General features: G+C 66.0%; 26 protein-coding genes. 19 read left to right on the top strand and 7 right to left on the bottom strand.

What is annotated here, in order from left to right:
- Complete coding sequence (locus AB3X86_RS34705; protein WP_368599449.1) at window positions 1–2,004, bottom strand: VTT domain-containing protein; 2,004 nt, start codon at window positions 2,002–2,004, stop codon at window positions 1–3.
- A 152-nt stretch (window positions 2,005–2,156) separates the two neighbouring features.
- Here AB3X86_RS34705 and AB3X86_RS34700 point away from each other — a divergent pair, with 152 nt between their 5' ends.
- Together AB3X86_RS34700 and AB3X86_RS34695 are read left to right on the top strand one after the other, a co-directional pair.
- The gene (locus AB3X86_RS34700) at window positions 2,157–2,528 is read left to right on the top strand and encodes a hypothetical protein (protein WP_368599448.1); all 372 of its coding nucleotides are present in this window, start codon (window positions 2,157–2,159) and stop codon (window positions 2,526–2,528) included.
- Window positions 2,529–2,573: 45 nt separating this feature from the next.
- The gene (locus AB3X86_RS34695) at window positions 2,574–3,050 is read left to right on the top strand and encodes an OsmC family protein (RefSeq protein WP_368599447.1); all 477 of its coding nucleotides are present in this window, start codon (window positions 2,574–2,576) and stop codon (window positions 3,048–3,050) included.
- 66 nt (window positions 3,051–3,116) lie between these two features.
- Here the strand turns inward: AB3X86_RS34695 and AB3X86_RS34690 are convergent, their stop codons facing one another.
- Both AB3X86_RS34690 and AB3X86_RS34685 read right to left on the bottom strand, forming a co-directional pair.
- Window positions 3,117–3,350: a hypothetical protein gene (locus AB3X86_RS34690; protein ID WP_368599446.1), complete on the bottom strand. Its 234-nt coding sequence runs from the start codon at window positions 3,348–3,350 to the stop codon at window positions 3,117–3,119.
- Between the two features lie 76 nt (window positions 3,351–3,426).
- Window positions 3,427–3,897, bottom strand: a complete 471-nt coding sequence (locus AB3X86_RS34685) for an Lrp/AsnC family transcriptional regulator (RefSeq protein ID WP_176105629.1) — start codon at window positions 3,895–3,897, stop codon at window positions 3,427–3,429.
- Window positions 3,898–4,054: 157 nt separating this feature from the next.
- On the opposite strand from AB3X86_RS34685, the gene AB3X86_RS34680 reads away from it, so the two are divergent.
- Both AB3X86_RS34680 and AB3X86_RS34675 read left to right on the top strand, forming a co-directional pair.
- Complete coding sequence (locus AB3X86_RS34680) at window positions 4,055–4,735, top strand: LysE family translocator (RefSeq protein WP_368599445.1); 681 nt, start codon at window positions 4,055–4,057, stop codon at window positions 4,733–4,735.
- Window positions 4,736–5,018: 283 nt separating this feature from the next.
- Entirely contained in the window at window positions 5,019–5,345 is a 327-nt protein-coding gene (locus tag AB3X86_RS34675; protein WP_368599444.1) for a YnfA family protein, read from the top strand.
- Between the two features lie 35 nt (window positions 5,346–5,380).
- Here AB3X86_RS34675 and AB3X86_RS34670 read toward each other — a convergent pair whose 3' ends face one another.
- Entirely contained in the window at window positions 5,381–5,893 is a 513-nt protein-coding gene (locus AB3X86_RS34670) for a DUF1993 family protein (protein WP_368599443.1), read from the bottom strand.
- 273 nt (window positions 5,894–6,166) lie between these two features.
- On the opposite strand from AB3X86_RS34670, the gene AB3X86_RS34665 reads away from it, so the two are divergent.
- The 5 genes from AB3X86_RS34665 to AB3X86_RS34645 all read left to right on the top strand — a co-directional run bounded on the left by AB3X86_RS34665 (window position 6,167) and on the right by AB3X86_RS34645 (window position 11,434).
- Window positions 6,167–7,726, top strand: a complete 1,560-nt coding sequence (locus tag AB3X86_RS34665; protein ID WP_368599442.1) for a protease pro-enzyme activation domain-containing protein — start codon at window positions 6,167–6,169, stop codon at window positions 7,724–7,726.
- 78 nt (window positions 7,727–7,804) lie between these two features.
- Entirely contained in the window at window positions 7,805–9,469 is a 1,665-nt protein-coding gene (locus tag AB3X86_RS34660; RefSeq protein WP_368599441.1) for a S10 family peptidase, read from the top strand.
- Window positions 9,470–9,651: 182 nt separating this feature from the next.
- Window positions 9,652–10,323: a hypothetical protein gene (locus AB3X86_RS34655; RefSeq protein WP_368599440.1), complete on the top strand. Its 672-nt coding sequence runs from the start codon at window positions 9,652–9,654 to the stop codon at window positions 10,321–10,323.
- 72 nt (window positions 10,324–10,395) lie between these two features.
- Complete coding sequence (locus tag AB3X86_RS34650) at window positions 10,396–10,746, top strand: hypothetical protein (protein WP_368599439.1); 351 nt, start codon at window positions 10,396–10,398, stop codon at window positions 10,744–10,746.
- 412 nt (window positions 10,747–11,158) lie between these two features.
- Complete coding sequence (locus AB3X86_RS34645; RefSeq protein WP_176105636.1) at window positions 11,159–11,434, top strand: RNA-binding protein; 276 nt, start codon at window positions 11,159–11,161, stop codon at window positions 11,432–11,434.
- Between the two features lie 108 nt (window positions 11,435–11,542).
- Here AB3X86_RS34645 and nadE read toward each other — a convergent pair whose 3' ends face one another.
- Window positions 11,543–12,403, bottom strand: a complete 861-nt coding sequence (nadE, locus tag AB3X86_RS34640; RefSeq protein WP_176126070.1) for an ammonia-dependent NAD(+) synthetase — start codon at window positions 12,401–12,403, stop codon at window positions 11,543–11,545.
- Window positions 12,404–12,786: 383 nt separating this feature from the next.
- On the opposite strand from nadE, the gene AB3X86_RS34635 reads away from it, so the two are divergent.
- Window positions 12,787–13,770, top strand: a complete 984-nt coding sequence (locus tag AB3X86_RS34635; protein WP_368599438.1) for a L,D-transpeptidase — start codon at window positions 12,787–12,789, stop codon at window positions 13,768–13,770.
- Window positions 13,771–13,788: 18 nt separating this feature from the next.
- Here the strand turns inward: AB3X86_RS34635 and AB3X86_RS34630 are convergent, their stop codons facing one another.
- Window positions 13,789–14,658, bottom strand: coding sequence for a DMT family transporter (locus AB3X86_RS34630; protein WP_368599437.1), 870 nt, complete (start codon window positions 14,656–14,658; stop codon window positions 13,789–13,791).
- Window positions 14,659–14,744: 86 nt separating this feature from the next.
- Window positions 14,745–16,301 carry an ABC1 kinase family protein gene (locus AB3X86_RS34625; protein WP_368599436.1) on the bottom strand — a complete coding sequence of 519 codons (1,557 nt, stop codon included), beginning with the start codon at window positions 16,299–16,301 and terminating at the stop codon, window positions 14,745–14,747.
- A 267-nt stretch (window positions 16,302–16,568) separates the two neighbouring features.
- On the opposite strand from AB3X86_RS34625, the gene AB3X86_RS34620 reads away from it, so the two are divergent.
- From AB3X86_RS34620 to AB3X86_RS34580, 9 genes are all read left to right on the top strand, one after another.
- On the top strand, window positions 16,569–17,324 hold the full coding sequence (locus tag AB3X86_RS34620; protein ID WP_176105641.1) for a DeoR/GlpR family DNA-binding transcription regulator: 756 nt from the start codon (window positions 16,569–16,571) through the stop codon (window positions 17,322–17,324).
- Between the two features lie 613 nt (window positions 17,325–17,937).
- Window positions 17,938–19,029 carry a 2-aminoethylphosphonate ABC transporter substrate-binding protein gene (phnS, locus tag AB3X86_RS34615; protein WP_368599435.1) on the top strand — a complete coding sequence of 364 codons (1,092 nt, stop codon included), beginning with the start codon at window positions 17,938–17,940 and terminating at the stop codon, window positions 19,027–19,029.
- Between the two features lie 101 nt (window positions 19,030–19,130).
- A complete protein-coding gene (phnT, locus tag AB3X86_RS34610; protein ID WP_368599434.1) occupies window positions 19,131–20,246 on the top strand; it encodes a 2-aminoethylphosphonate ABC transport system ATP-binding subunit PhnT in 1,116 nt (371 codons plus the stop codon).
- Window positions 20,224–21,186, top strand: a complete 963-nt coding sequence (locus tag AB3X86_RS34605; RefSeq protein WP_368599433.1) for a 2-aminoethylphosphonate ABC transporter permease subunit — start codon at window positions 20,224–20,226, stop codon at window positions 21,184–21,186. Before phnT ends, AB3X86_RS34605 begins: the two co-directional genes overlap by 23 nt.
- Window positions 21,176–22,039: a 2-aminoethylphosphonate ABC transport system, membrane component PhnV gene (phnV, locus tag AB3X86_RS34600; protein ID WP_176105646.1), complete on the top strand. Its 864-nt coding sequence runs from the start codon at window positions 21,176–21,178 to the stop codon at window positions 22,037–22,039. The genes AB3X86_RS34605 and phnV overlap by 11 nt, the downstream gene beginning before the upstream one ends.
- 108 nt (window positions 22,040–22,147) lie before the next feature.
- The gene (locus AB3X86_RS34595) at window positions 22,148–22,891 is read left to right on the top strand and encodes a phosphonate utilization associated transcriptional regulator (protein WP_368599432.1); all 744 of its coding nucleotides are present in this window, start codon (window positions 22,148–22,150) and stop codon (window positions 22,889–22,891) included.
- Window positions 22,892–22,916: 25 nt separating this feature from the next.
- On the top strand, window positions 22,917–24,197 hold the full coding sequence (gene phnA / locus AB3X86_RS34590; RefSeq protein WP_368599461.1) for a phosphonoacetate hydrolase: 1,281 nt from the start codon (window positions 22,917–22,919) through the stop codon (window positions 24,195–24,197).
- Window positions 24,194–25,645 carry a phosphonoacetaldehyde dehydrogenase gene (gene phnY / locus AB3X86_RS34585; protein ID WP_368599431.1) on the top strand — a complete coding sequence of 484 codons (1,452 nt, stop codon included), beginning with the start codon at window positions 24,194–24,196 and terminating at the stop codon, window positions 25,643–25,645. The genes phnA and phnY overlap by 4 nt, the downstream gene beginning before the upstream one ends.
- A gap of 3 nt (window positions 25,646–25,648) precedes the next feature.
- A complete protein-coding gene (locus AB3X86_RS34580) occupies window positions 25,649–26,209 on the top strand; it encodes a phosphonate degradation HD-domain oxygenase (RefSeq protein WP_368599430.1) in 561 nt (186 codons plus the stop codon).
- Window positions 26,210–26,419 lie beyond the last annotated feature (210 nt).

The raw sequence follows: 26,419 nt of genomic DNA, 5'->3' as shown, positions 1-26,419 counted from the left end.
TCATTCCATCGGCGAGACCAGCAGCGACACCGGCACGCCGTGACAATCGACTTCCGCGAGGACCGTCGCGCCGAGTTCTTCGCCCAGGCTGGTGCGCGCGTCGATCGGAGTTCCATTGCGGTCGATGCGCAGAATGTTCAGCGGCCACGACGGCCGCGTCAGCCTCTCGTGTGCAAATGCGCCGACCCACAGCGGCGCCGCGGCGGTGCCGTTGCCGACCGCGTAGGCGCTCGGCCAGAAACGAAGCACGTAACGTTCCTCGCGCGATTCGCCCGGCCGCATGAAGACCAGCGACGACGGCACGCCATTGTTCAGCTTCGGCAGCACCGGCAGCGACATCGCCGCGACGTCGGGCGAAGCGAGCGACAGCAGGCTGTGCGCGGACACGTCGGTGCCCTCGACCCAGCCTCGCGCGCGCAGTAGCTCGCGGATCGAAGCGGGTTCGGAGACCCATTGCAGTGTCAGCGGCTCCTTGCGATCGCCGCCCATGTCGGAGCGATAGCACGGCAGCCGCTGCCACTCGGAGTGTTTCCACTGCGCCTGCGTGAACTGCACGGGTGGTGGTTGCGGCGCGCTGTTCGGCGGCGCCGGCATGGCGACGCCGAGCTGCAGGCCGACGCTGAGCACGACCACCGCGAGCACCACGAGCGGCATGAAACGGCGCGGCGGCGGCGGCCGCGGATGCCGCCAGATCGCCGTCAGCGCGATCAGCGCGACCCACACATAGGCGAGCGCCGCGCCGCCGATCGCGTCGGACACCCAGTAGCGGCCAAAGTACACGCCCGCGAGCGCGACCACGATCACGACGATGATGCTCGCTCCGGCAACCAGCATGCCTTCGAGCTTGTCGACCCGACGCGCGAGGAGGAACGCGAGAAAGCCGTAGACGATCACCGTCGCGGCGACGTGATTGCTCGGAAACACGAAGTGGCCTGTCATCAACTCATTGGGCGGCGCGCGGCGCATCGCGAGTTGCAGGCCGAGAATCAGCAGCTGCGAAAACACGACCGCGGCGAGCCAGTAGGTGATCGTGCGCCAGCGCCGCTCCAATACCATCCACAGCGCAACCGTGACGACCAGCGCGAGCAGCGTGATGCCGCTGCCGAGCGTCCCGAGCGCCGCGAGTACCGTGTCGCCCCACGGCGTGCGCACCGATTGCAGGAAGTGATAGACGGACAGATCGATGGTGGTCAACGGATCGCCGCTGACGACGTCTTCAAGGACCCCGAAGAAAAGCGCGCCGGCCACCAGCACGATCAGCGACGTCGCGAGCAGATGGGTCGCATCGGGCGTGTCGGGGTCGAGCATGCGGCGCGCGATGCGGCCGAGCGGACCCGGATGTCGGCATGCCCAGCTGCCGAGATGACGGCCCGCCGCGCTCGACCACGCATTCGCGTGCGATACGAGGAACCCCGCGCCGCGAAAGCTGAGCCACACGATGCACACCAGCATCGCGATGATCACGACGAGCCGGAACGACACCGCGCCCGCGAGCAGCACCGATGCGCCGAACACGACACCGGGCAGAATGTGCGCGGGCGCCCACAACAGCGCGGACAGCACGTTGATCGCGAGGAAGCGCAGCGGCCGCATGCCCATCATGCCCGCCACGACCGGCACGATCGCCCGCAATGGGCCGATGAAGCGGGCGAGCACGACGCTCTTCGCGCCATGCTTCAGAAAGAAGCGCTGGCCCGCGTCGAGTACGCCGGGGTGTGCGCGGAACGGCCACAGGGTGACAATGCGCTCCTTGTAGCGATCGCCGAGCCAGAAGCTGGCGCCGTCGCCGGCAACCGCGCCGACGATCGCCCACGCGAAGACCCAGGCAAGACTCAGCGAGCCGGTGCCGGTCAGCGCGCCGGCGAGGAACATCGCGGTGCTGCCGGGAACGAAGGTGCCGATGACCGCGATGGATTCGAAAAATGCGGCGAGAAACACGACCGCCAGCATCCACGTCGAGTGGCCGGCGAGCAGATGCAAAAGGTGGCTGTAGGCGTGCTCCATCGTGCGCGATCGGCGGTTCTCGGGCGTGACGATCGATCATAACGCGCACGGGCAAACGGTGGGCGCGGGCGGGGGCGGCGCTTCTGCAGCGGTCGGGCGATCGGCTCAGAATAGATATCGTGGCTCGGCGGATCGATGCGCTTGGGGGAGCTATGAAGACAGCAACCGGTGGGATCGTATGGTCGGCGTTGCTCGTGACGCTTTTGACGGTGGGGGGCGCGGGGACGGTCGAGGCTCAGCAACTGGGCAATCCTGGCGGCAGCCAAGCCGGAACTCGTGCGGGCACCGGCGCGGACAGCGGCAATGCGGCTGCCGGCGGCGCAATGGGCATCGGTACCGGCGTCAGTCCGAGTGCGATGCCGGGGCCGGGCATGTCGGCGGGTGGCTCGTATGGGCTCGGCGCCGGTGGCGCGACCGGCTCGGGCGGCGCACTCAACAACATGCGCGCGAACGGCACGGCGCTCTACATGAGTCCCGACCCGCGCGCGCCGAACGTGACCGGCCGCGCGGCGCCGCCGCGCTAGGGCGGCGGATAGAATGCAGATCCGATCCGACCACAGGGGAAGGGAATGGCACACGGCGAGCACAAGTACCGCGTATCGGTGCAATGGACCGGCAACCGCGGCAGCGGCACCTCCGGCTACCGCGACTACGGCCGCGACCACGTGATTTCTTCCAGCGGCAAGCCCGACATTCCGGGCTCGTCGGACCCGGCGTTTCTCGGCGACGCGACGCGCTGGAATCCCGAGGACCTGCTGGTCGCGTCGGCGAGCGCGTGTCACAAGCTGTGGTACCTGCATCTGTGCTCGGACGCGGGCATCGTGGTGCTCGACTATCGCGACGACGCCGAAGGCACGATGCTTGATTCCGGTCACGAAGGCCGCTTTTCGCAGATCGTGCTGCGCCCGCGCGTGACGATCCGCGCGGGCGGCGACGTCGAGCAGGCCATGCATCTGCATCACGTCGCGCATCAGAAGTGCTACATCGCGAACTCGATCAACTTTCCGATTCTCTGCGAGGCGGTCGTGGAGACGGATGCGCGTTGAGGCGCGGGCGGCGGCGCCAGGCATGCGAGCCGGCGGGCGGGGCGCCGGCCAGCCGCTCGCTAACACTCAACGATTGCCGTCGAGCAGATCGCCGAGCAGTTCGTCGAACGCGGCTTGCGCGTCTTCGAGTTCCTGCAGCGCGGCGTCGAAAGTCTGCAACGCAAATTGCGAGGGTTTGCCGCTGCCTGCGGGCGGGAATTGTGATTGCAGCGACTCGAACGCCGTCTGCACACGCTTGGTGGCGGTCAACACGCGTTCCATTGCGGCGGTTTCTTCGGCTCGCGCCTTGTCGTGATCCATGAGAACTCCGGGGTCGTCGGGGCGGCTCGCGCCGCTCCTAAAGGGGACTAAAGGGGTGACTATGCCACGTTCGCGTTCAGGACAGCGGCAGACCGCCAAACGCTTTCACTTCGCGCAACGACAAGGCCGATTCCACCGACGTCACGCCCGGCAAGCTGCGCAGTTCATCGCGCATGAAGGTGCCATAGTCGTCGAGGTCGCGCGCGACGATCTGCAGGATGTAGTCGGCGCTGCCCGACACGTTGTGGCACGACAGGATACGCGGGATGGCCTGCACCTCGCGCTCGAAGCGCGTCGACACCACGCGGTCGTGCACCGCGAAGCGCACTAGCACGAATGCGACCACGCCCAGACCGAGCCCGGCGCGCGACAGCACCGCGCGATAACGGTCGATGTAACCATCGTTCTCCAGACGTTTCAGACGCCGCGCGCACGGCGTTTCGCTGAGGCCGACCATGTCGGCGAGACGCGCGATCGACATGCGGCCGTCGTTTTGCAGCGCGGCGAGAATCGCGCGGTCAGTTTTGTCGAGATCGTCGGCGGACATAATCGGAAGGTGCTTGCTGCGGGTTGGGGGGAAGACGCCATTAGATCTTGAAATCTTAGCGTATTCCGCTATTTGCTGATTGGTCTGGGCCGAAAATCGCCAGCAAACGCTCCGCTTTCGATAGCAAGATGGAGCCTCGAACAACAAGGAGGCTCCGATGATTTCCGCTCACCTGCTGGCCGTCTACGTGGCGGCATTGATCGTCGTTTATGCGGTGCCCGGGCCCGACATGGCGCTGATCCTGCAAACCAGCATCGCGCGCGGCGTGCGCAGCGGCTTCGCGGCCGCAGCGGGGCTCGGCGTGTCGCGCGCGACGCACGTGACGCTATCGGCGTGCGGCATGGCGGCGCTGCTGCGCAACGCGCCGTGGCTGTACGACGCGGTGCGTTATGCCGGCGCGGTCTATCTCGCGTGGATCGGGATTCAGATTTTCCGCTCGCCCGGGTTCGCATTGCCCGCCGGTGCACGCGACAGGCAAGCGGCCGGCGCGTCGCGAGTGGAATCCACTCCTTCGAGCGATGCGGATAGAGGCGCGCGGCCGTTGCGGACCGCGTTCGTCAAAGGTCTGCTGACGAATCTGCTCAACCCGAAGGCGCTACTGTTCTGCTCGGTGCTGTTGCCGCAATTCGTGCGGCCGGAAGCGGGGCCGGTGGCGTGGCAGATGATCGAACTCGGTGTCGTGCTGCTCGCGATCGGCGCATGCTTCGACGCGTTGTATGCGATCGGCGCCGCCCGCATCGCCAACTGGATGCGCGCCCATCCTTTGGCGCAAACGCTGCAACGTTGGACGTTTTCGGCTGCGTTGATCGGCTTCGCGCTGCGGCTTTCGCTGGATTGAGACTCGAGGCCGGCGTGAGACTGCGTGAGCGGCCGACCGGCGCCGCCCGCCGCTCACTTCTTCAGCTTGCGCTCGCGCCGCGGCCGGTCCTCGATATTTTTCTTGCGATGCTCAGATATCGACACAGGGTGACGCAATGCTCATGACCGGTGGCCGTTGGAGTTGAAGTAGCGCGACTGTCGCACGTGCAGCGCGCACGATGCCAGGTGATTGTGTTAATAAAGCCGACCGCGCAGCGTCCGCGCGCACGCGCGGCGACACAACCACCTTCTCACGTGCGTCGATGAAAACTTTCCTGCTGTATGTCGTGACCGCTATTGCCGAGATCCTCGGCTGTTACCTGCCTTGGCGTTGGCTAAAGGAGGGCGGCTCGGCGTGGCTGTTGCTGCCAGGCGCGGCAACCCTCGCGCTGTTCGCCTGGCTGCTGACGCTGCATGGCACCGCCGCGGGCCGCGTGTATGCGGCATACGGCGGCGTCTACGTGGCGGTCGCGATCGCGTGGCTGTGGGTCGTGGACGAGGTGCGCCCCACTCTGTGGGACGCGGCGGGCGCCGCGCTGACGCTGGCCGGCATGGCGGTGATCGCATTCCAGCCGCGCCTGCACGCGTGAACGGGGCGCCGCTTTCGACGACCCGCCCGCTCCCATTACTGCTGCATCCCGCCCAGATAGTCGAGCTTACCGAGCTCGACACCGTTATGACGCAGGATGTCGTACGCGGTCGTCACGTGGAAAAAGAAGTTCGGCAGCACGAAACCGAACAGATACGACGCTCCCGTGAACTCGATCGGCCCCGGCCGCAATTTCAGCGTGATCGTGCGGCTCTCCGAGCCGTCGATCTGCGCCTCGTTGAATTCCTTCAGGTAATCGATCGTCTTCTGGATACGGGCCCGCAGTTCATCGAAAGTCTGCTCGACGTCCTCGAACTTCGGCGGCTCGACGCCGGCGAGGCGCGCCGCGCAACCCTTGGCGGTATCGCTCGCGATATACACCTGGCGCACGAGCGGCAGCATGTCCGGCGCGAGCCGGGCATTAGTGAACACCGACGGTTCGATCTGCTTCGCGGCGGCATGCGCCTCGGCCTTGCCGAGGATGGCCTGCAGGTTGGTGAGGCCGCGAATCAGCACAGGCAGTGATGCTTGAGACATCGAAATTGACATGGGTTCCTCTGATTTCTCGATCGTGCGCGCGGGCGGCGCGCGCGGCACTGAAACGGCGGGAATGCCGCTCCAGCATCATAGCGTGTCCCATCCGCGCCGCGCATTAGCCATTCGGACGACTGCCGCACGCGTCGGAACTGTGTTCGAATGCCTTGGTCGGACGCTTGGACGAAGTTCTTGAACAACCCCTGCCGCGTACCGCGCAAACGATGTGCTTCGTGCAGGCGCGTGGCTGACCGTCTGCGAAGCCACGCTAACAGGAGAGTCGACACCATGGTCACCAAGCATCCATTGCCAGGCAGCGAGCGTAAGGTCGCGCAGGGCAGCACCGTCATCGGGCAATGCGATCCCGCCGAGCGGATCGAAGTTTTCGTGATGCTGCGCCGCCAGCAGCAGGCGCAGTTCGACGCGTTGATGAAACGCATCGAAGCCGGCGACGCGAGCGTGAAGCCGCTGTCGCGCGAGGCGCTCGCCCAGGACTACGGCGCCGCGCCCGATGACATCGCGAAGGTCCGCGCGTTTGCGGCCGCGCATGGGCTCGCCGTCGTGCGCGAGGACCCGGCGGCGCGCTCGGTGCTGCTGAGCGGCACGATCGCGCAATTCCAGAGCGCGTTCGAGGTGAAGCTCGAACGCTACCAGCACCACACGGCTGGCCAGTTCCGTGGCCGCACCGGCACGATCAGCGTGCCGGACGATCTGCGTGGCGTCGTCGAGGCGGTGCTAGGGCTCGACAACCGGCCGCAGGCGCGACCGCACTTCCGTATCCGGCCGCCGTTCGTCGCGGCGCGCGCGCAGCAGGAGTCGTTCACGCCGCCGCAGCTCGCGTCGCTCTACCAGTTTCCGCAGGGCGACGGCGGCGGCCAGTGCGTAGGCATCATCGAGCTCGGCGGCGGCTACAACACGTCGGACCTGAAGACCTATTTCTCGAGCCTCGGCGTCAGCGAGCCGACCGTGACCGCGGTCGGTGTCGATCAGGCCGGCAACAACCCGAGCGGCGACCCGAACGGGCCGGACGGCGAGGTTACGCTCGACATCGAGATCGTCGGTGCGCTCGTGCCGCGCGCGACCATCGCCGTGTACTTCACACAGAACAGCGACGCCGGCTTCATCGACGCGGTGAGCCGCGCGGTGCACGACACGACCAATAAGCCGTCGGTCATTTCGATCAGTTGGGGCGCACCGGAGTCGGTCTGGACCAGCCAGTCGATGAATGCGCTCAACAGCGTGCTGCAATCGGCGGCGGCGCTCGGCGTGACGATCTGCGCGGCGTCGGGCGACAGCGGGTCGAGCGACGGCTCGGGCGGCGGCGACCAGGTCGACTTCCCGGCGTCGAGCCCGTACGTGCTCGCCTGCGGCGGCACGCAACTGAGCGCGTCCGGTTCGGCGATCACGCGCGAGGTCGTGTGGAACGACGGCGCGCAGGGCGGCGCGAGCGGCGGCGGCATCAGCACCGCGTTTCCGGTGCCGGCATGGCAGCAGGGTTTGTCGGCCGCGACGACGGGCGGCGGCAGCCAGCCGCTCAGCGGGCGCGGCGTGCCGGACGTCGCGGGCGATGCCTCGCCGTTGACCGGCTACGACGTGCTGGTCGACGGAACCCAAACGGTGGTAGGCGGCACCAGCGCAGTCGCGCCGCTGTGGGCCGGGCTGATCGCGCGCATCAACGCGGCGAAGGGACAGCCGGTCGGCTTCGTCAACGCGAAACTGTACAAGGCGACGGGCGTGTGCAACGACATCACCGAGGGCAACAACGGCAGTTTTGCGGCGTCCAAGGGGTGGGACGCCTGCACGGGGCTGGGCAGTCCCAATGGCGGGAAGGTGGCGGGCGCACTATAGTCTGCAACACAGCGCATCACACAACAACAAGACGTAAGAACGAGGACGCACGGCAATAAAACAACCCTTGGAGCGATCATGACGAATACAGAATCAGCTTCCGGTAGCCAGCATTCGCCGCACAACACGCACGCCACGGCCTCGGCCGGCGCGTCCACCGCCACGAGCACCCCGCACAAAGCCGGCGACCAGCCGTTCTTCGACCCGGTCGCCTACGGCAACGGCCCGGACGACTCGGTTACCGATACGGTCGAGACGGCCGCGATCACGCATCATTCGGTGACCATCGGCGGGCACAACATCAACTACACGGCGACCGCGGGCCACCTGGTGATCGTCGATCCGAGCAGCTCGCAGCCGTCGGCGAGGATGTTCTACGTCGCTTTCACGCAGGACAACCAGAAGGAAGAGACGCGGCCGGTCACGTTCTTCTATAACGGCGGGCCGGGATCGTCGTCGGTATTCGTGCTGCTCGGCTCGTTCGCGCCGCGCCGCATCAAGACGTCGATGCCGGGCTTCACGCCGCCGGCGCCGTATTCCCTCGAAGACAATCCGGACAGTCTGCTCGACAAAAGCGACCTCGTATTCATCAACCCGGTCGGCACCGGCTATTCGGCGGCGATCGCGCCGAAGAAGAATCGCGATTTCTGGGGCGTCGATCAGGACGCGGACTCGATCAAGCAGTTCATCAAGCGGTTTCTGACCAAAAACAACCGCTGGAATTCGCCGAAGTATCTGTTCGGCGAGTCCTACGGCACGGCGCGCAGCTGCGTGCTCGCGTACCGGCTGCACGAGGATGGCGTCGATCTGAACGGGGTGACGCTGCAGTCTTCGATTCTCGATTACACGCAGTCGGGCAACCCGGTCGGCGCGCTGCCCACGGCGGCCGCGGACGCGTGGTATCACAAGAAACTCGGCGTCGCGCCGCGGCCCACCGATCTCGGCACGTTCGCCGAGGAGGTCGCGCAGTTCGCGCGCACCGACTACCTGGCCGCGCTGCGCAAGTTCCCGACCACCGACACCGCGACCGTCGAAAAACTCAGCGAATACACCGGCATCGACAAAACGACACTGCTCGCGTGGAGCCTCGACATCGCCGGCTACGACAGCCGCGGCAATTCGCTGTTCCTGACCACCTTGCTGAAGTCGCAAGGCCTCGCGCTCGGCGCTTACGACGGCCGCGTGACCGCGATCGACACCGGCATCGCCGGCAAGATCGACCCGAACTCCGGCGGCAACGATCCGACGATGACCGCGGTCAGCGGCGTCTACACGACGATGTGGAACGTGTATCTGAACGAGCAGTTGAAGTACACGTCGAACTCGTCGTTCACCGACCTCAACGATCAGGCCTTCAAGTACTGGGATTTCAGCCATATCGATCCGACCGGCGCGCAGAAGGGCGTCGACTCGACAGGCAACATCATTCTGTACACGGCCGGCGACCTTGCGGCCGTGATGGCGCTCAATCCCGACCTGAAGGTGTTGTCGGCGAACGGGTTCTTCGATTTCGTCACGCCGTTCTATCAAACCGTGCTCGACCTGCAGCAGATGCCGCTGGTCAGTCAGCAGGTGCGGCAGAACCTGTCGGCGCGGTTCTATCCATCGGGGCATATGGTGTATCTCGACGGCGGTTCGCGCACCGCGCTGAAAGCCGACCTCGCAAAGATGTACGAAGAGACGGTGTCGGACGCGCAGGCGCTCGGGCGGATCCGCGCATTGCAGGCGCGGGTGGCGAAGTAGCGGCGGTGGCGGGGCGTCGCGACATCGCGACGTCGCGTCGTGCCGGTCTGCTCTGGCTCGCGGCGGTCGCCGCGAGCCGGCAAACGGTGCGCTGCCATGTCGGGCTTTTGTACTCATCCAGATTGAATGTGTTTTAATTGCCTTGCGAATTGAACTACCGCGTGCCGCCGGCGCGCAGACGAATGAACGCAGGCATCGCAGACACGCATCGGCGGGGTCTTTCCCGCGACATCACCAGCAGCAATGACGCGGCCAACGCGCCGCGGCTCGGGCGCAAGAGCGTGGTTCGACCGCGCGCGCGCATCACACATCGTGCGCTGTTCGTAACCGTCGGCGCACTGCTCGCGCTGCACATCGGGGACGCCGCCGCGCAGCCGAGCGACGTCCTCGACGACCGCGTCACCCAGCAATCGATCGGCCGGACGATTTGCCGCCCCGGTTATGCGGAAACCGTCGCGCCGCCGTTCGACGAACTGATGGCGCACAAGGACCGCATGCTTGCCGCGCGCGGCATCGATGTGGATGACAGCGCCGCGTTTGCGCTCGACCGGCACGTGCCGATCATGCTCGGCGGATCGCCCGATGCGCCGGCCAATCTCGATCTATTGCCGTGGGCCGGCCCACGGGGCGAGCGCCGCAAGGCACGCGCGGCGGCGATGCTCAAGCACTGTGTCTGCGAAGGCAAGCTGAGTCTCGCGCAGGCGCAAGCGGCGATCGTCGGCAACTGGTCGGCGGTGTATGCGGGCTTTGGCCAGGCGTCGTGCGACGTGAGCCGGCTAGACGTCGCGACTGGCGACGACGGCGTCGACAGCGAAGACAACCGGCGCGGCGACGCGCATGAGCGCGAGCGTTGAGCGCATCCGCGCGCTGCCGCAGTCGTCGCGGAACCACGGTTCGCTGCACCTCATTTTTTTCGGAGAAACACGATGACCCATTCCCGCCTCGCCGCCGTTGCGCTGACGATCGGCTGCCTGAGCGGCAGCGCAGCCGCGGTTGCCGCCGCGACCGCGCATTGCGCGCGCGCCAATGAACTGGAGATTCGCGGCGACGTGCCCGCGGCGCTCAGCTTCGACGTGTATCGGCAGCTGCGCCCGCTGGATGCGCGGCGAATCGCGCTGTTCGAGGCCGCCGGCGAAGTGAAGCGTCTGCCCGACGGCCTGCCGGTTTGCCAGATCGCCGACGACGGCGTCGACGATCCTTCCGCGGTGCTGGTCCGCCTGCCGCACGGTAAGAATGCGTGGTGGGTGAGCGCGGCGAACGTGCAAGCGGCCAACTGATCGGCGAGATCAGCCCGCCTTGCTCACATCCTCCGCAGGATGCCTTTGACGATGTGTGTCTGCGTGCCAGGCATGCAAGGTGCTGAAGCAGCCGAAGTTTTCCAGGATTGGCGCGACTGATTCAGGTACAGTGCATCGACCGGGGTGTTTCGCCGTTGCCTACGACACTGCGTCACAGTGTGTTCGCTGTCGAAGCGGGTTATCCTGAGAACAGGATGAAATTTGCACAGGAGATTGGAACGATGGCCGTCTTTTTGTCATTGCTCGCTTTCGGATTGGCCGGCGCGACCGGCGTCGTCGCACTTCGCGCACTGGCCGTGCCTCAGACGAAGCAGCGTGTCGCGCTGCGACCGGTGCGTGTCTCCAGCTCTGACCGACTGACTGAGCGCCGGGCACGGCGAGGGTAGTCCGCATGAACCTGACCGTGCGCAATATCGCCGAATCGTGCAGCGAGCAGGACGTGCGGGATTTCTTGAAGCGCGAACTCGGCCACTACGCTAAACACGTCGAGGTGGTGGACGCCGGCAAGCCCAACGCCTACGCGACGGTGGAACTCGACGCGAGCGTGCCGTATGTCGGCGACGTGATCGCGCGGCAGATTCACGGCAAGCATCTGGGTGGCCAGCCGCTCGAAGCGAGCGCCGATCTGTTCAGCGACGAACCGCCGCCGGAGCAGCGAGCGCCGTAGGTGTAGGCGGCTCAGTAACGTCGATTCCTTTCGAAGGCGGTGGACATGCGCGGCGTCGCGCGCAGGTCCACCGCTTTTATTCGTTTGAGAGCCCGCTTCGCTGCCTCGTCATTGCCCATCAGGTGACGCCTGCCAGTCGAACGGGGTGTACGGCAGCGCCCGCTTGTGACGCGTCGCGTTGTAAAACTGCAGGACCACGTCACGCACGGTATCGCTGACCGGCTTGCCTTCGAGAAAATCGTCGATCGCGTCGTACGGGATCCCGTACGCGTCTTCGTCGGGGCGAAGCGGCCGCAGCATCTCGAGGTCGGCGGTCGGCACCTTGTGCGCCAACGCGTCGGGCGCGCCGAGCGTATGCGCGAGCGCGCGCACGCGGCGCTTGCTGAGCCCGGCGAGCGGCAGCACGTCGGCGCCGCCGTCGCCGAACTTCGTAAAGAAGCCCATCACCGATTCAGCCGCGTGGTCCGTGCCGATCACGACACCGGAGCGCGCACCCGCCACCGCGTATTGCGCGATCATCCGCTGGCGCGCCTTGATATTGCCGTGCACGAAATCCCGCTGTGATTCGTCCTTGAACGACACACCGCTTTTATCGAGCGATTCGAGCATTGCATCGGCGGCGGGTTTGATATCGATAGTCAGATTTTCGTCGGCGCGAATGAAACGTAATGCCTCCAGTGCATCCGCTTCATCGCGCTGTTTTCCGTAAGGCAGACGCACGGCGACGAAACGCGCGTCGTAATGGTTAGTCCGCAAACGCTCGACCGCGAGTTGGGCGAGACGCCCGGCCGTCGTCGAATCGACGCCGCCGCTAATGCCGAGCACATAAGTTCTCAGGTGGCTGTTGCGCAGATAGTTCGCCAGAAAATCGACCCGGCGCTCGATTTCACGGCTTGCGTCGAATTTAGCGGTGACGTGCATTTCGGCCGCGATGCGGGCCTGGCGGGCGGCGGGATCGGATGGAGCCATGATCGTTGTTGTCCTCGCGAGAGAAAAAGCGCTTGAAAGGGCTCGAGTATCGGGATGTGCCGCCGTATTCGGGCGATCTTTCGTCGAATGAAATCGTCCTTCGCTTTTGTGGCCTGATTTTCCAATGACCAGCTTAATTGCGAATTAATTGCATTTCACGGATATGTCGATTGCGGGGAAATAGTCAATCGTTTTTGAAGAGGTCGTAAGTTAGAGGGTATATTCATCGACACGCGTCAATTCGCTGCGTAACATCGCTTGTAGCGAACGCCACCGGGATCCGGCGTGTCAATCAATAATAATCATGTTTGTTTCAGGACGCGATGAGATACCCAGATCGGCCTGGCCAGCCTGGATTTAACCGCCTGAGGATTTGCGCGTGGATGTGCGCAATGGTCATATCGGCAGGTGCGGGCGCGATGGCGGCGCAGGTTCATGCAGCAGTGTCCGGTACCGCTCAGTCGCCTGCATCCGCAACATCGGCGGCGCATACGGTGAATGTGACCGCTTCGGTCAAAGCGTGGAATGGCGCGAGCGAACCATTGGGCGCGATCGACGCCGCCACCGTCGCCGCGCCCGACGCGGCCGGCGTCGTCGATCCGCGCCGCGCGTTTCTGCTGCGCGACGTATTCGCGCAGGACGTGACGCGCCGGCTCAGACTGCCCGTCGCGGAGCAGCGTGCTTACGCCGACCGTCTGGAGACGGCGCTCAACGGGAACGAGCTTGGCAATCTGTCGGGCGAGTATGTGGTGCTCGTCGATCGCAATGCGAACGTGCAGGCGCTCCTGATTTACTTCCGCCCAGCGCCCGCCGACAACTGGCAGATGATCGGCGCATCGCCGGTATCCACCGGACGGCCTGGCGAGTACGACCACTTCATCACGCCGCTCGGCGTGTTTGAACATACGCCCGACAACATGGATTTCCGCTCCGAGGGCACGGAGAACGAAAATCACATTCGCGGTTATGGCCGGCGCGACATGCGCATTTTCGACCTCGGCTGGGCGCAGGGCGAACGCGGCTGGGGCAAGGGCGGCATGTCGCAGATGCGTTTCCAGATGCACGCGACCGACCCCGATCGGCTAGAACCGCTGCTCGGTATTCGCCATTCGAAGGGCTGCGTGCGGATTCCCGCGTCGCTGAACACGTTTCTCGATCACTACGGGATTCTCGACGCGGAATACCAGCAGCTCGTCGATTCCGGCCAGTCTTTGTGGGTGCTGAAAAGCGATCGGCAGATCATGCCGTGGGCGGGGCGTTTTATCGTCGTCGTCGATTCGCAGCGCAAGAGCCGGCCAGCTTGGTCGCCAGTGCCCGGTGCGGTCGCGCGCGCAAAAATGCCCGCGCACGCGGATACGGCCGACTGACGGACGCCTGGGCGCCCCTCACGACCTCGCCAACAACACGCCAGCCAGGGCGACCGCAAACCCGGCAATCTGCACGGGCAGCAGCGTCTCGCCGAACCCCAGATAGCCTCCGAGCGCGGCGAGCGGCGGCGCGAGAAACAACAGCGCGGTCGCGCGCGAAGCATCCCCGCGCCGGACCATCCAGACGAGCAACGTGACGCTGATGCCGGACAGCATCACGATGGCCCACGCGAGCGATGCCCACAGCGTCGGCGACGCGATCCAGCGATGCTCGCCGAGCGCGAGCGCCAGCACCCCCGCGACGACAGCCGCGCCGACGTTCTGCACCGCGCTCGCGCTGCGAATATCGGCCTTGGCGAGCGAGGTCTTCTGGAACAGCGTGCCCGCCGTGATCGCCCCCACCGCGACGATCGATATCAGCACGACCAGCCACGCCGGCGCATTGCCGTGCGTGGGCGGCGTCGCGGCCGCGAGCTTCGGCGCTAGCACCAGCACGACGCCGGCGAGGCCGACCGCCATGCCGCTCCAGCCGCGCCGCGACAAGCGCTCGCCGAACAGCGGCGCGGCAACGGCGGCCGTCGCGAGCGGCTGCAGCGCGCCGAGCAAAGCCATCACGCCCGCGCTCAGACCTTGCGCGACAGCCCAGTAGCCGGCGCCGAGATAGACCCCTTGCAGCAGTGCGCCGGCGCTCAGGTGCTTGCCGAAGTTGCGTCCGGTCGGCCATGCCGAGCGCGCGACGAGCGCGGCCAGCGCGAAGATCAGCGCGGTGCCGCCGAAACGGGCCAGCAGAAACAGATTGGGATCGGCATAAGGCGTGATCGCGCGGGCGACCACGAAACCGGTCGACCACAGCACGACGAACACGGCGGCAGCAAAGGTGGCGAGCATCGGGGCGGAGGGTGTGAAAAAGCCGCCATGTTGACCGCACGGGCGGCGCGCGTCTTGTTCAAAGCTGCACAATGCGCGCGGGACCGTCACCACGCGAGCAGCGTCATCCCCGCTCCGAGCACGCCGCCACAGACTACGCACGCCCACAATAGCCAACGCGTGCGCCGGTATTCGCGCGCGAGATCCGCGAGCAGTTGCGCGTTCTGCTGCGGCGTACCCGCGCGATCGTGCTGCTGCAGATAGCGCACCGCCAGTTGCGGCACGCGCGGCAGCATATGCGCGAGATGCGGCAGTTCGTGTGTCAGCCGCTTGAGCCAGCCGCGATGATCGAGATCGCGTCGCGCGATATCGGCAAGCACGCCGCGTGCGATGTTCCATGTATCGACGCCGGGATGCAGCGTCCGCGCGAGCATCTCCGCCTGCTGGAACGAGCGCTGCGCGGTCGCGAGCTGGCCCGACACCTGACCGTCGAACGGTTGCACGCCGTGCAGCAGATGATGAAACAGCGAACCCGCCGAGCGATCCTCGGGCGCCGCCGCGAAGTGCGCTTCGGCGCGCGTGCGCAGTTCGGCTTCGAGCATCTCGGGGCGTGTGTCGTCCGGCACATGGCCGGCCTCGCGATGCATGTCGGCGAGCCGCCCGTAGTCCTGGTCGAACAACGCGGTCGCGCCATGCACGAAGAACTCGCGCTCGCCGCTCGACAGCGTCGCCATGACCGAGAACTCCGCAAGCACGAGGCGTCCGAGCGTGTCCGGCTCGAGGCTGACGCGCACGCGGCGCGCATCGAGCGTCGCGTGGAAAAAGCCATGCTCGAAGGCCTGCTCGGTGACCACCTCGACGATATGCGCGGCGAGCGGCGCCAGCTTGATGCCGTGCGCGTGCAGGCCGGGCAGGTCGCTCGCGGGCAGCGTATTGATGCGCTGCATCGTCAGCGTGTGGTCGGTGCACAGCTCCCAGATCACGTCCGGCACGACGATGCGCTTGTCGCCGTCGAAATGATGGCCGGTCTGGCTCAGGTTCGCGGCTTCGGCGCGCAGGTCGAAGCGGCGCAGGATGTCGTCGGTGAAGGTTTGCGCGAGCGAGCGCAACTTCAGCCGGCGCGCGACGCGCGACAGCTTTTCGAGCCAGCGCGCGACCCAGCGCAACAGCGCGAGCTCATCGCCAATCTGTTGCAACTGTTGCGCGCGCACGAGCTTGACGGCGACCTCGTGGTGACCTTTGAGCGGCACCGCGAGCCGCGCGAAATGGGTCTGCTCGGCAAAGCCGCTGCGCACCGGCACGAGGTCGACCGCGCTGAACAGTTCGCCGAGCGGCCGGCCGAACGCGCGCGTCAAAGCCAGCGCGGAGTCGTCCGGCGACAGCGGTGCTTCGATGTGATCGATGGCGTCCAGCGCGTCATGCAGCGTGCCGCTCGCGAGCTCTGGGCGAGCGGCCAGCGTCTGTGCGAAGCGGCTCGCGAGCGGACCGAGCGCCGGCAGCAGGCCATGCAACTGCGCGCCGCTGCGCTCGGACGCATGCACGCGGCCGATCAGCTCGACCATCCAATGCAGCTTGTGGTCTGGCGGGGCGGCGAGCCAGATCAGGCGCGCGCCGTAACGCAGCGCATGGAACAGCAGCAGTAGACGGCGAAACAGTGGCGGCATCGGCGGTTCGGTTGAGGGGCGAGGCGTTGTGCGGGACTCGGCCGGGCGGCGGCGTGGCGTTCGCCGCATGGCCCGAAGAGTCCAGCCGTCAAGGTTAGCAGGTCGGCGCGGCGGCGGGCGGGTTCGCGCGCAAGGGGCGGCTCGCAGCAACCTTGGCGCGCCATGAGCGCGCGATGAACTCGCCATGAGCGCAACCTGCGCGCCCGCGCCAACAACGCGCAATACGCGTAATACAATACGGCGGCCTTCCTCAACCACGGCGCACAGATGCTCGCAGAACAACGTCATCAATACATCCTCGCGCAAGTCGCAAAGAACGGCGCGCTGTCGGTCGCTGAACTGGTGCGCGAACTGAACGTATCGCGCGAAACGATCCGTCGCGACCTCAACGCACTGGCCGGCCGCGGCCTGCTCGTGACGACCCACGGCGGCGCGCTGTCGAGCGATCGGCGCGAGCCAGATCTCGATACGCGCGAAGCCGAGAACGCGGGCGCGAAGCGTGCGATCGGCGAGCGCGCGGCCGAGTTCGTGCCGGACGGCGCATCGCTGATCGTCGATTCGGGCAGTACCACGCAGGCCGTCGCGCGCGCGCTGCTCGACCGGCATCGGCTGACGGTCTACACGAACGACTGGCGCATCGCGCTGCTGCTCGGCCGACGCAACGACAATCGCGTGACGCTGCTCGGCGGCGAGCTGTCCGATATCGAGGACGCGACCTTCGGACTCGACACGGTCCACCAGATCACGCAGTACCACGCCGATTTCGCGTTCATCGGCGCGGGCGGGATCTCCCCGGACGGCTATCTGACCGACTACAGCCGCATGGCGGCCGAAGTGCGCAGCCGCATGATCGCCGCGGCCGACCTGGTGGTGGTCGTCGCCGATCATTCGAAGTTCGGACGCGTGACGCCGGTGCGCATCAACGGGATCGAGTCGGCGCGGTATCTGGTCACCGAACTGGCGCCCGAGCGCGCGCTTGGCAAGGCGATCACCGCGCATGGTCCGGAGATTCTGATCGCGTGAGACGGCTCCTTCGCTGAACGCCATTCCGCACCCGCCAAAATCTAACTAAAAAAAGCCGCGGGTTTCGCTCCAGATATTGGAACGGCCGGGCACAATACGCGCCGTTATCAGGGCCGCATACACCGCAGCAGAAGTAACCGCGGGGAACGCTACGAGCACGGCCAGCGCGCCGCGCGAGCGCCGCGTCCGCGAGCAGCGCCCGCCTTCGCAATTTCGTCGATGCAGCGTGCATACATCGTCGTTTTCGCCATGTACGATCCACACGGGACCGGCGCGCGGAGTTCCATTTTTGGGCGGCGCGACGAATCCCATCGGTTGGCTTGAATTGGCAATTTGTGTCTTTTTTTGGAATTCGGCAAAATCGTCACGGCCGTGTCATCGAAACCTGTGATTCTTCCCGTGCCCGCTCAGGCGCGTCAGGCAGCGCGGGTGTCGGATGCGCGCTGTCAGTCAGGGTGGGCGAGAAGCGGCAAAGTTGTCGGCAATCTGCAATCCACGACAGACCGGCGCGGCAACCGCAGCGGGCAACGCCAAGCGGCGCGTGCCGCCGTTCAATCACCACAGGTATGGGTTATCCCGACCGTCTGGTTTTTAGCCTTTCGGAGAGAGCGACATGAAAAAGACGAATTCCCTTGACGCCGCGGCCGGTCTCGCGCGCAAACTGCTGCCGGTGCTGGTCGCCGCCGCAGCGTTCGGCGGTGCCGCGATGCAGGCTCATGCGGCCGACGCCGTCGTGCTGTACACGGCCGACGGCCTCGAAAATCTGTACAAGGATGTGCTGCCGGCCTTCGAAAAGAAGGAAGGCGTGAAGGTCAATATCGTCACGGCGGGCAGCGGCGAAGTCGTGAACCGCGCGACCATCGAGAAGGACCAGCCGAAGGCCGACGTGCTCGTCACGCTGCCGCCGTTCATCCAGCAGGCCGACCAGAACGGTCTGCTGCAGGCGTACCGGAGCGCCAACTACAAGAACGTGCCGGCCATCGCGAAGGCGCCGAACGGCGCATGGGCGACCTTCGTGAACAACTACTTCTCGTTCGCGATCAACCCCGAAGTCACGAAAAATCAGCCGAAGACGTTCGCGGACCTGCTGCACCCGGACTTCACCGGCAAGGTCGCCTATTCCAATCCGGCGACCGCCGGCGACGGCATGGCGGTGATCATCCTGACTTCGTCGCTGATGGGCGAAGACCAGGCGTTCGACTATCTGAAGAAGCTCGAGCAGAGCGCCAAGTTCCACACCAAGGGCACGGGCTATCTCGACGTGCTGCTATCGCGTAACGAGATCGCGGTCGCCAACGGCGATCTGCAGATGGATCTCGACGACGCGGCCAACGGCGGCCTGTCTCTGAAGCCGGTGTTCCTCGCCGCTACGCCCGGCGGTCAGCCGACCACGTTCCAGCTGCCGTACGCGATCGGGCTGATCAAGAACGGTCCGAACCAGGCCGAAGGCAAGAAGCTGATCGACTATCTGATGTCGACGGAAGTGCAGTCGAAGGTGCCGGACATCTTCGGCATTCCGGGTCGCAGCGACGTGCCGCTCGCCGGCAAGAACGGCGAAACGGTCAAGCAGGCGATCAGCGGCGTCAAGCTGATTCCGGTCGACTGGAATCACGTGATGGCGAAGAAGGCCGACTGGACCGCGCGCTGGAAGAGCGACGTGATCGGTTCGTCGGGCAAAGAGACCGAAGTGGTCAAGCCGAAGTAAGTGACTCAGATAAGCAACGTTTGACGTTGTCGATTCAGGCGGCGCTTCGCAGCTACTGCGCGGCGCCGCATCAGCATTAATTCTGTTGGAGGACGACCCCGGTGAATACGGCCAGTCTCGCTCACCCCACCGCGCCTGGCGCGCCGCTGGAAGCGCTCGACGCCGCGCGTTTGGACGCGCCGGGCGCCGCCGCGCCGGGCGGCGTGCAGATCGATCACCTGACGGTGCGCTTCGGCGCGCGCACGGTGCTCGACGATCTGTCGTTGACCATCCAGCGCGGCGAGTTGCTCACCGTGCTCGGCCGCAGCGGCTGCGGCAAGACGACCTTGCTGCGCTTCATCGCGGGCTTCATCGAGGCCGACGGTCTGGCCGGCACGCTGACGGTGGCCGGCCGCGATCTGACGCACGTGCCGCCGCACAAGCGCAACCTCGGACTGCTGTTCCAGAGCTACGCGCTGTTTCCGCATCTGACGGTATTCGAGAACGTCGCGTTCGGTTTGCGCGCACGGCGCATTCCGGCGCGCGACGTCGCGCGCCGCGTCGCCGAGGCGCTGAAGCTCGTGCAGCTCGGCGACGCCGGTCACGTGATGCCCGCGCAACTGTCGGGCGGCATGCAGCAGCGCGTGGCGCTCGCTCGCGCGCTCGTGATCGAACCCGACGTGCTGCTGCTCGACGAACCGCTGTCCGCGCTCGACGCGAATCTGCGCGCGTCGGTGCGTTCCGAACTGAAGGCGCTGCATGAGCGCCTGCCGAATCTCACGATCGTCTGCGTGACGCACGATCAGGACGACGCGCTCGTGCTGTCCGACCGCACGCTGCTGATGCGCGATGGCCACATCGCGCAGCTCGGCACGCCGCAGCAGCTGTACGACACGCCGGTCGACGGTTTCGTCGCGCGCTACCTCGGCGCGGCCAACCTGCTGCCGCCGCAGGTCGCGTTCAGCATGGACGACGCGCGCTACAACGAGCGCGAACGTGTCGCGTGTCTGCGTCCCGAGGCGCTGCGCATCGTGCCGCTCGGCGAGGGGCAGTTGCATGGCGCGATCGCGTCGGTCGAGTGGTATGGCGCGGCCTTGTCGGTATCGGTCGTGCTCGATGCGCTGCCGAACGATCCCGTGCTCGTCACGATGCAGCGCAGCCTCGGCATGACGCCGGAGAAGGGCGCGCGTGTTTCCCTGCGTTACGAGGCTGGCGATGTCGTCCTTATCAAGCCCTGATACGTCCAATCCGCTCGACCTTGCCGCGCAAGCCGAGCTCGAAGCCGCCGCCGCACGCCGTCTGGCGAGCGCCGCGGCGCATGCGGCCGCGGTGAGGCGGCGCGAGCGCCTCGCGCAATGGCATCTGCTGTTCATTGCGGTCGTGGTGCTCGGACCGCTCGTCATCTATCCGCTGGTGCGGCTCGTGACGCTGAGTCTGACCGGCGCGCACGGCCTGTCGGGCCACGCGTACGTGACGTTCTTCGGCAACCCCGAAACGCGCGGCGTGATCGGCACCACGCTCGGCATCCTGTTCGCGAGCGCGAGCCTGGCGTCGCTGCTCGGCGTGGCGCTCGCGTCGCTGCTGTTCTTCAAGCCGTTTCCGGGCGCGCGAATGGTCACGCGCTTCCTTGAGCTGTTCGTCGCGTTCCCGTCGTTTCTGGTCGCTTTCACGCTGATCTTTTTGTACGGCTCGCAGGGCTCGGTGAGCATCGGGCTGCAGCGGCTGTTCAATCTGCAGGCGCCGCCGCTCGACTTTCTGTTCGGCATCGGTGGCGTGATTCTCGCGGAAGTGGTGTTCTATACGCCGTTCGTCGTGCGTCCGACGCTGGCATCGTTCGCGCTGCTCGACCAGCGGCTGATCGAAGCCGCGCGCAGCCTCGGCGCGAACGGCCTGATGGTCGCGTTCAAGGTGATCCTGCCGCTCGCGTGGCCGGGTATCGCAGCGGGCACGATCCTGTGTTTTCTGCTGACGTTGAACGAGTTCGGCATTCTGCTGGTGCTCGGCAGCGCCCATCTGATCACGCTGCCGGTCGCGATCTATAGCGCCGCGACCGTCGATCTCGATCTGCCGACCGCCGCCGCCGGCGCGGTCGTGATGCTGCTGATGTCGTTGTCGCTGTACGCGTTGTACCGGCGCGTCAATAGTCGCAAGGTGAAAGGAGCCGGTCATGGCCGTTGAACTCGATCCGACCGTGCTGCCGGTCATGCACAAGAAGGGCCGGCCCGTGCGGCACAGCCTCGTCGTGCGACTGCTCGGCGGTCTCTTTCTCGGTTTCGCCGCGCTGTTGTGCTTCTGGCTGTTCGTGCTGCCGGTGCTGGTCGTCGCGCTGTCGAGCGTCGCGTCGCACTGGTCCGGCACGATCCTGCCCGACGGCTTCAGCATGCGCTGGTTCGAGCGCCTCGGCTCGAGCGACTTCGACGCGCTGACCACCAGCCTCGAAGTCGGCATGGGCGTCGCGGTGCTCGGCACGATCCTCGGTTTGTGGCTCGCGCTCGCGCTCGAAGGGCGCGACCGGCGCGGCCTCGGCGCTATCGTCGACACGATCGCGATGATGCCCAACGGCGTGCCGAGTGTGGTGCTCGGCCTCGCGGTGCTGATCGCGTATCACAAACGGCCTCTCGATCTGTCGAGCTCGGCGGCGATCGTCGTGTTCGTGCAGCTCGCGCTGGTGCTGCCGTTCTGCTATCGCTGTGCGGCCGCCGCGCTGCGCCCGGAGCTGACCGTGCTGCGCGAAGCGGCCGCGAGCCTCGGAGCGCCGCCGTCGATGGTGCTGCGCCGTGTCGTGTTGCCGCAACTGGTGCCGGCGATCCGCGCGAGTCTCGCGCTCGGTTTTGCGCTGTCGCTCGGCGAACTCGGTGCGACGCTGACCGTGTATCCGCCAGGCTTCGCGACGGTGCCGATCGTCGTCGTCGGGCAGGTGGAGCGCGGCTATTACCTGCCGGCTTCCGCGCTGTCGCTGATTCTGCTGCTGGTCTCGCTGGTCGCGCTGCTGCTGATCGCGGCGCGTGCTCCGCGTCGCCGGATCGACTGACCGGGCTGACCCGGCTGATCGGCGGGCGGTTTCCTTGATCTGAAGCGCGCACGCCCAACGGTGGACATCCGATGCGATGTGGCGAAATTTGTCAAAGTGAACGAATATATGCACTCCGCTTCCGTCGATCCGATCGAGGTCGTGCGCCGCCATTCGCTGACGACGCTGGTGCGCGACGAGATCGAGAGGTATATCGTCGACGGCACGCTGGCGCCGGGCGATAAGCTCAACGAAGCCGATTGGGCGGCGCGCTTGCAGGTGTCGCGCGGGCCGGTGCGCGAGGCGTTTCGCGCGCTGGAGCAGGCGGGGCTGGTGCGGACCGAGAAGAATCGCGGCGTGTTCGTGCGGACGGTGTCGCTCGCGGAAGCGGACGAGATTTACGCGGTGCGCGCGGTGCTCGAAGAGGCGGCGTGCCGGATGCTCGCGGCCAGCATCGATGCGGGCAAGCTCGCGGTGCTGCGCGATTGCGTCGATGCGATGCGCGCCGCGCTCGCGTCGCACGATCCCGATGCGTATGCGCGCGCCAACGTCGCGTTTCACGATGCGCTGGTCGCGGCGGCGGGTAACACGAAGTTGTACGACACATATCGCAGGCTCGTCAGCGAGTTGAGCCTGTTTCGGCGAGCGGCGCTGGTCGTAGAAGGCGATGCGATGGCGCGCTCGCTCGCCGAGCACCGCGCAATTCTGACCGCGCTTGCATCACGCGATGCGGAACAGGCCGCGCAATTGATGCGCGCGCATGTGCAGGGCGGCTTGCAGCGCGCCCATGCGGCGTACGACGCGGCGGGTGATGCGGTGCACGAGCGGCGCATCCCGGCAACCGCGGGCGCGGCCGGCTCGCGCGGGCGATGAGGCCTTGGCAATGACAACCCCTGTAATGGAAGACCACGCGATGACACACGCCGAGCAACGCACGATCGAAGTCAACGGCCGGAGCTATCGTCTGCCTTCGCAACCGACGGTCGCCGTTTGTGTCGACGGCTGCGAGTTCGAGTATCTGGAAGCGGCGGTCGCGGCCGGTGTCGCGCCTTTCATCGGCTCGATGCTCGAGGGCGGCGCGGCGTTTCGCGGCGACTGCGTGATCCCGTCGTTCACGAACCCGAACAACCTGTCGATCGTGACCGGCGTGCTGCCGTCCGTGCACGGCATCTGCGGCAACTACTTCTGGGACACCGACGCGAACAACGGCGCGGGCGCGGCGGTGATGATGAACGACCCCGCCTACCTGCGCGCGCCCACGCTGCTCGCGGCCGCCGCCGACGCGGGCGCCGCGGTCGCCGTCGTCACCGCGAAGGACAAACTGCGCGGACTGCTCGGCTGGCAGTTGAAGGGCATCTGCTTTTCGGCGGAGAAAGCCGACAAGGTGACGGTCGAGGAAAACGGCATCGACGATGTGCTCGGTCTGGTCGGTCTGCCGTTGCCGGACGTGTATAGCGCGGGATTGTCGGAATTCGTGTTCGCGGCCGGCGTGCGGCTCGCGCAGACGCGCGAGCTCGACCTGATGTATCTGTCGACGACCGACTATATCCAGCACAAATGGGCGCCCGGCACCGAAGGCGCGAACGCGTTCTACGCGATGATGGACGGCTATCTCGCGAAGCTCGACGCGCTCGGCTGGGTGATCGGCCTGACCGCCGACCACGGCATGAACGCGAAGCACGATCCGCGAACCGGCGAGCCGAACGTGATCTATGTGCAGGACTTGCTCGACGACTGGCTCGGCGCATCGACGACGCGCGTGATTCTGCCGATCACCGATCCGTACGTCGTGCATCATGGCGCGCTGGGTTCGTTCGCGACCGTCTATCTGCCGCGCGAGCTCGATGCGGCGTCGGTGATTGTGCGGATCGGCCGCCTGCCGGGAATCGAAGTCGTGCTCGACCGCAACGCAGCATGCGCGCGCTTCGGGTTGCCCGAGGATCGCATCGGCGATCTGGTCGTGATCGGCACGAAGCATGTCGTGCTCGGCACGCGGCGCGACGAGCACGACCTGTCCGGCCTCACCGTGCCGCTGCGCTCGCATGGCGGGATTTCCGAGCAGGAAGTGCCGCTGCTGTTCAACCGGCGCGTTCAGCCAACGGCCAGCGGCAACGAAGGCAAGCGGCTGCGCAACTTCGATATCTTCGACGTCGCGCTCAATCGCGTGTCGACATCATGAACCCGGTGCTGCGGGACCATCCGGCGTTCCGCGTAGAAGCGCTGCGGCTGCGCGGCGAGCGCGCGACGCGCGCCCGCACGCTCGACGTATTCGATCCCTACACCGGCATGCGTGTCGGCACCGTGCCGCTCGCCAGCATCGACGATGTGCGCGCCGCGTTCGACTACGCGCTCGCGTATCGGCCGACGCTGTCGCGCTACGAGCGTTCGCAGATTCTGGAGCGCACGGCGGTGCTGCTGCGCGAGCGCATCGAACAGGCGTCGGATCTGATCTCGCTGGAGTCGGGGCTGTCGAAGCAGGATTCGCGCTACGAGATCGGTCGCGTCGCCGACGTGTTCCGCTTTGCGTCATTCGAGGCGTTGCGCGACGACGCTCAGAGTTTCTCGTGCGATCTGACGCCGCATGGCAAAAAGCGTCGGGTGTTCTCGCAGCGCGAACCGCTCGCGGGCGTGATCGTCGCGATCACGCCGTTCAATCATCCGATGAACCAGGTCGCGCACAAGGTCGCGCCGGCCATCGCGACGAATAATCGCGTGGTGGTGAAGCCGTCTGAGAAGGTGCCGCTGTCGGCGCTTTATCTGGCCGATCTGCTGTATGAGGCGGGGCTGCCCGCGCCGATGCTACAGGTGCTGACCGGCGATCCGCGCGAAATCGCCGAGGAGTTTATTACGCACGCGTCGGTCGAACTCGTTACGTTTACCGGCGGTGTTGCGATCGGCAAATACATCGCGGCGAAGGCCGGGTATCGGCGCGTCGTGCTGGAGCTGGGTGGCAACGACCCGCTGATCGTGCTCGACGACGCCGATCTCGAGCCTGCGGCGACGCTCGCGGTGCAAGGCTCGTACAAGAACTCGGGGCAGCGCTGCACGGCGGTCAAGCGGATGCTCGTGCAACAGCGCGTCGCGGCGGAGTTCACGGAGCGGGTCGTCGAGAAGACGCGTGCGTGGACGTTCGGTGATCCGTTCGATGCGTCGAACCAGATGGGCACCGTGATCGACGCCGCCGCCGCACAGCTGTTCGAGGCGCGCGTGAACGAGGCGGTGGCCGCGGGCGCGCGCCTGCGCATTGGCAACGAGCGCAGCGGCGCCCTGTATGCGCCGACCGTGCTCGACAACGTCGATCCGTCGATGACGCTCGTGCGCGAGGAAACCTTCGGGCCGGTGTCGCCGATCATCGCGTTCGACACGCTCGACGACGCGATCCGTATCAGTAACGGGACGCCGTTCGGGCTGTCGTCGGGCGTGTGTACGAACCGGCAGGACGCGATCACGCGTTTCATTAACGAACTGCGCGTGGGGACCGTCAACGTGTGGGAAGTGCCGGGCTACCGGATCGAGCTGACGCCATTCGGCGGCATCAAGGATTCCGGGCTTGGTTACAAGGAAGGCGTTCAGGAAGCGATGAAGAGCTTTACCAATCTGAAGACGTTTTCATTACCTTGGGAGTGACCCGTGGCATTGAGTCTCGACGATATCCGTGTGCTTTTCGAGCGGTACGGCAGCCTCGCGTATAGCGGCGAGCCGGTGACGCAGCTCGAGCACGCGTTGCAGAGCGGCGCGCTGGCGGAGGCGGAAGGCGCGAGCGACGAACTGGTCGCCGCGGCGTTTTTGCACGACCTCGGACATCTGCTGAACCTGCAAGGGGAAACGCCGACGGAACGGGGTGTCGACGATCTGCATCAGTATTTCGCCTTGCCGTTTTTGCGACCGGTGTTGTCGGATGCGGTGCTGGAGCCGATTCGTCTGCATGTCGACGCAAAGCGCTGCCTATGCGCGATCGACGCCACGTATTTCGGCCAGCTTTCCGCCGATTCGGTGCGAAGCTTGCAGTTGCAGGGCGGGATCTTTAGCAGGGAAGAGGCGCAGGCATTTACGCAGAAGCCGTACGCGGAGGACGCGATGCGTTTGCGCCGATGGGACGATCGCGCGAAAGAGAAGGATCGCGCGACGCCGGGGATCGACCACTTTTTGGCCGTCGTCGAACGGGCGATGCGCGCGCATGCGACTGCGTGAGTCGAGGTGTTTTTGAAGCAGGTTGCACTTGGAGCGTCAAAATATCGCTTGCAAGTCGCAATGGCGGCGACTAGAATTCCGCTCTTTCGTGCTCCGGACGCCGGGGCGCGGAGAGGCGGGAAGCCTTTGTTGGCGAGGGCTTCAGCGGCGTGGGCAGGTTAAGCAAGTGATAAAAACCTGTTGACGATCCGGTGAAAGTTCTCCATAATC

This window comes from Paraburkholderia sp. BR14374 (genome assembly GCF_040948685.1).
Lineage (GTDB): Bacteria > Pseudomonadota > Gammaproteobacteria > Burkholderiales > Burkholderiaceae > Paraburkholderia > Paraburkholderia youngii.
Note: the sequence above shows the minus strand (reverse complement) of the source record. Positions and strands in the feature narration are given on the sequence as shown.

Bases quoted from the DNA above. Each gene is read 5' to 3' on its own strand.
- AB3X86_RS34690 (WP_368599446.1), bottom strand. From the start codon at position 3,350: ATGGATCACGACAAGGCGCGAGCCGAAGAAACCGCCGCAATGGAACGC.
- AB3X86_RS34700 (WP_368599448.1), top strand. From the start codon at position 2,157: ATGAAGACAGCAACCGGTGGGATCGTATGGTCGGCGTTGCTCGTGACG.
- AB3X86_RS34630 (WP_368599437.1), bottom strand. From the start codon at position 14,658: ATGCTCGCCACCTTTGCTGCCGCCGTGTTCGTCGTGCTGTGGTCGACC.
- phnV (WP_176105646.1), top strand. From the start codon at position 21,176: ATGGCCGTTGAACTCGATCCGACCGTGCTGCCGGTCATGCACAAGAAG.
- AB3X86_RS34695 (WP_368599447.1), top strand. From the start codon at position 2,574: ATGGCACACGGCGAGCACAAGTACCGCGTATCGGTGCAATGGACCGGC.
- AB3X86_RS34620 (WP_176105641.1), top strand. From the start codon at position 16,569: ATGCTCGCAGAACAACGTCATCAATACATCCTCGCGCAAGTCGCAAAG.
- AB3X86_RS34675 (WP_368599444.1), top strand. From the start codon at position 5,019: ATGAAAACTTTCCTGCTGTATGTCGTGACCGCTATTGCCGAGATCCTC.
- AB3X86_RS34655 (WP_368599440.1), top strand. From the start codon at position 9,652: ATGAACGCAGGCATCGCAGACACGCATCGGCGGGGTCTTTCCCGCGAC.
- AB3X86_RS34645 (WP_176105636.1), top strand. From the start codon at position 11,159: ATGAACCTGACCGTGCGCAATATCGCCGAATCGTGCAGCGAGCAGGAC.
- AB3X86_RS34605 (WP_368599433.1), top strand. From the start codon at position 20,224: ATGTCGTCCTTATCAAGCCCTGATACGTCCAATCCGCTCGACCTTGCC.
- AB3X86_RS34595 (WP_368599432.1), top strand. From the start codon at position 22,148: ATGCACTCCGCTTCCGTCGATCCGATCGAGGTCGTGCGCCGCCATTCG.
- AB3X86_RS34705 (WP_368599449.1), bottom strand. From the start codon at position 2,004: ATGGAGCACGCCTACAGCCACCTTTTGCATCTGCTCGCCGGCCACTCG.
- AB3X86_RS34635 (WP_368599438.1), top strand. From the start codon at position 12,787: ATGTGCGCAATGGTCATATCGGCAGGTGCGGGCGCGATGGCGGCGCAG.
- AB3X86_RS34685 (WP_176105629.1), bottom strand. From the start codon at position 3,897: ATGTCCGCCGACGATCTCGACAAAACTGACCGCGCGATTCTCGCCGCG.
- phnY (WP_368599431.1), top strand. From the start codon at position 24,194: ATGAACCCGGTGCTGCGGGACCATCCGGCGTTCCGCGTAGAAGCGCTG.
- AB3X86_RS34665 (WP_368599442.1), top strand. From the start codon at position 6,167: ATGGTCACCAAGCATCCATTGCCAGGCAGCGAGCGTAAGGTCGCGCAG.
- AB3X86_RS34650 (WP_368599439.1), top strand. From the start codon at position 10,396: ATGACCCATTCCCGCCTCGCCGCCGTTGCGCTGACGATCGGCTGCCTG.
- AB3X86_RS34680 (WP_368599445.1), top strand. From the start codon at position 4,055: ATGATTTCCGCTCACCTGCTGGCCGTCTACGTGGCGGCATTGATCGTC.
- AB3X86_RS34625 (WP_368599436.1), bottom strand. From the start codon at position 16,301: ATGCCGCCACTGTTTCGCCGTCTACTGCTGCTGTTCCATGCGCTGCGT.
- nadE (WP_176126070.1), bottom strand. From the start codon at position 12,403: ATGGCTCCATCCGATCCCGCCGCCCGCCAGGCCCGCATCGCGGCCGAA.
- AB3X86_RS34660 (WP_368599441.1), top strand. From the start codon at position 7,805: ATGACGAATACAGAATCAGCTTCCGGTAGCCAGCATTCGCCGCACAAC.
- phnA (WP_368599461.1), top strand. From the start codon at position 22,917: ATGGAAGACCACGCGATGACACACGCCGAGCAACGCACGATCGAAGTC.
- phnS (WP_368599435.1), top strand. From the start codon at position 17,938: ATGAAAAAGACGAATTCCCTTGACGCCGCGGCCGGTCTCGCGCGCAAA.
- AB3X86_RS34670 (WP_368599443.1), bottom strand. From the start codon at position 5,893: ATGTCAATTTCGATGTCTCAAGCATCACTGCCTGTGCTGATTCGCGGC.